The sequence below is a fragment of the Paraburkholderia sp. Ac-20347 genome (assembly GCF_017104805.1).
GTDB lineage: Bacteria > Pseudomonadota > Gammaproteobacteria > Burkholderiales > Burkholderiaceae > Paraburkholderia > Paraburkholderia tropica.
This window is the reverse complement of the sequence record NZ_JAAGPN010000505.1, coordinates 1-2604: the sequence shown is the minus strand read 5'-3', so window position 1 is coordinate 2604 and position 2604 is coordinate 1. Positions and strand designations below refer to the sequence as shown.

General features: G+C 59.8%; 1 protein-coding gene and 3 pseudogenes. 2 read left to right on the top strand and 2 right to left on the bottom strand.

Features of this window, described 5'->3' with window-relative positions:
- Positions 1 to 96: IS3 family transposase (locus tag G3N97_RS40265; RefSeq protein ID WP_346778152.1), on the top strand; the 96-nt coding region annotated here is incomplete at its 5' end.
- Positions 97 to 433: 337 nt separating this feature from the next.
- On the opposite strand, the pseudogene G3N97_RS38080 reads toward G3N97_RS40265, so the two are convergent.
- Positions 434 to 1381 (bottom strand): annotated as a pseudogene (locus G3N97_RS38080) (transposase).
- A gap of 199 nt (positions 1382 to 1580) precedes the next feature.
- Positions 1581 to 1816: pseudogene (locus G3N97_RS38075) on the bottom strand (IS110 family transposase); the annotation flags it as partial.
- 114 nt (positions 1817 to 1930) lie between these two features.
- Here G3N97_RS38075 and G3N97_RS38070 point away from each other — a divergent pair.
- A pseudogene (locus G3N97_RS38070) lies at positions 1931 to 2322 on the top strand (VirB4 family type IV secretion/conjugal transfer ATPase); the annotation flags it as partial.
- Positions 2323 to 2604 lie beyond the last annotated feature (282 nt).

Sequence of the window (2604 nt, the reverse complement as noted above, 5' to 3'; positions counted from 1 at the left end):
TTCGATTACATCGAGCGCTTCTACAATCCGCATCGCCGACATTCAACACTGAACTTCCTTAGCCCGGTTCAGTTCGAGCAACGCATGACGGGCTAGTTTACCTGTCCGGAAAAGCGGGGGAAGGCCAATTCGTTACCAAAGGCCGCGACGTTAATGTGACTCGGTACGTCAATTGAAATCGGTTTTTGGCTTTCGAGTTGCGTGCAATCTGAATTTCCTGAGGGCGGCGTAGCAGTAACTCTCAACGTTGAATTACGCTGATATTCGCAGGTTGGGTACTGCATTGCAGTGGTGCGATGAGCCTGCCGTTATCTACTCGCGCGAGTCGGATGAAATCGGATCCCTCGCATCGACGTGGGTTACCCGTGTGCCGGCTACACCGCCTTCAGGACGCTCGCCTTCCAGTCGTTATTGTGGATTTGCTTATGTGGTGTCACGCCGCCGGCACCTTGTGTGGTGCGACCAGCGACATCGCGAACCGGCTGATATCCCAGATGAACCCCGTCAGTTTGCGGGCAATCGCAACCACGGCGATGTTCTTCTGCTTGTCGCGTGCGACGAGCCTCCGGTAGCGCCGGCACAAGCGCATTTGCGTGTCCCGGGCACGATCGACAATGGGCTACGACGTGCCCTGCTGCCGGCGCTGGATCTCGAGGCTTACTCGGGCTGGGTGCTGGTAGAACCGAGGCTGCGACGAGCAGCATTCGTGCATAGCTGTTGCCGGCCCTGGTAATGGCACCCAGCCAGTGCTTCTCTTCCGACGAGTGCTCGGAGGGTGTTACCACAGCCAGGCCGTCAGTTGGCGCGGGAGCTCGAAGCGCGAGAGGCAAGTTGCTGCCAAGGGCTATCAAACGAAAACGCGCTCGGTCTGGGTGGAGCGCCGCCCCCAGTCGACGCGACGGTTATAGCGTACGCCGTGTGAGAGGAGAAAAATCTTCAGTCCTTGTCGCACACGCTGCAGATCGTCCCTGGCGCGCACCCATGAGCAAGCTAGGTCGCTTAATGCTTCGTGCTCCACGCTGGGCACGTACACCAGTGAGAGGTCCGCGGCGCGTCGCGAGCGCATAATTCGATGGCAATCGCGCCGATTGTTTTGACATGCTCGCCGGGTTTTGGGTATCAACGAGGGTACGCACACCATACAGTCGAAGCCTTTCTTCATGAGTTACGGGCAGAGCCCGTAAGCGCACGGACCAGCCTCGTAAACAATGTCCATGCGCCGCGACTTGGGGTGTAGGCGCTTGCACGGGCGACCGGTATCGTCCTTCGTCGTCTCGATTTTGCCGCGCAACTCGGCCTCGCCGGCACCAAGCGCGTAGGCGACCGTAATCAAATCCTTGTGGGCATCCAGGCCCACGTACAGGGTGCTATCGTCTTCCATGCTGGCCTCCGTGGTGGAAATCGCCGGGTGTGGCCCTGTCCACACCCGGCGGCTCTGGCAGTCATGCTAACCCGCGTTTGATTCCTTCGCGGCAGGCCAGCCTCTCTGCCCCCACGCGGAGTCATATTGACTAACCCGCGTCTATATCTGCACGGCGGCCAGCGTTGCCCAACGGGAGTCATACTGACTTGCTGATCCCGAACTGCGGCGAGATCAGCTTGCCTGGTGCCCAAAGCTGACCAGCGTGCTAGCCATGTGATGCGCTCCGGCGCACGCTTCCATGACCACTGTGCAGGTGTGGAAATTGGCGAAAAACTCTAGGAGCTGATTGCGCCCCACCTTCTTGCGGAACACGGCTTTGCCGTGCCGATCCTGACCGTGAAGATGAAACGAATGTTTGCCCAGATAGATTCCTACCAGTGTCACGTCTTTCATGATGGCCTCTCCAGAAAGAAAACACCGTACAGCGTAGTCCGCTTGTAACGGCGGGGTGACCATTCTAGACGGCGGCAATTAGCTTGGCCGGCCAAGATAGTTGACGATCTACAGCAGAGCTTTTCCGTGCTGGACCGCGCGAGCGCGAAGACCGTGCTCGAACGCCAGCGCGGCCGGCTGATCGCGGGCGAGGATGCCGCCAGTTCGCAGATTGTCGCGATGGACGAGGCGCTCGACGGGCTCGTGAACGGCACCTTCGTGCTTGGCGGATACCACTTATTCGCTGGCGGTGTTTGGCGAGACGCTGGCCGAAGCGGAACGGGCCGCGTCGATGGCGCGCGCGACCCTGCAGGAACGCAGGCTTCCAGGCGGCAAGGTTGGACCTCATGGCGGACGCGGCCTGGTTCGCGCAGCTGCCAGCGAACTGGCGCTATCGCACGCGCGAGGTGAGGCTCAGCTCGCGCAATTTCTGCGGGCTGTCGGGTTTCCACAATTTCATGTCGGGCAACGATTCATCCCTTCCGCCCTCCCGTTCAGACCTGATTCGCTATGTCGCGCGCCCATACACGCTTGGTTGCGCTTCAAAACTGACTAAGCCGGGGCGCCCGACGCCTTGCACATTGGAGTTCAGGTCGCATTGGTAGCGTGAAATGCCATTGCCGGTGACCTTACCCCGCCGAGTACACCATTCGTAAGTTAGTGGGCTCGCCGCTTTTCGGTTGATGCAGTTGCCGGAATTGGTCCGGCGCCAGTTGCCCGAGGGCACTATGCGGACGCACGGAGTTGTA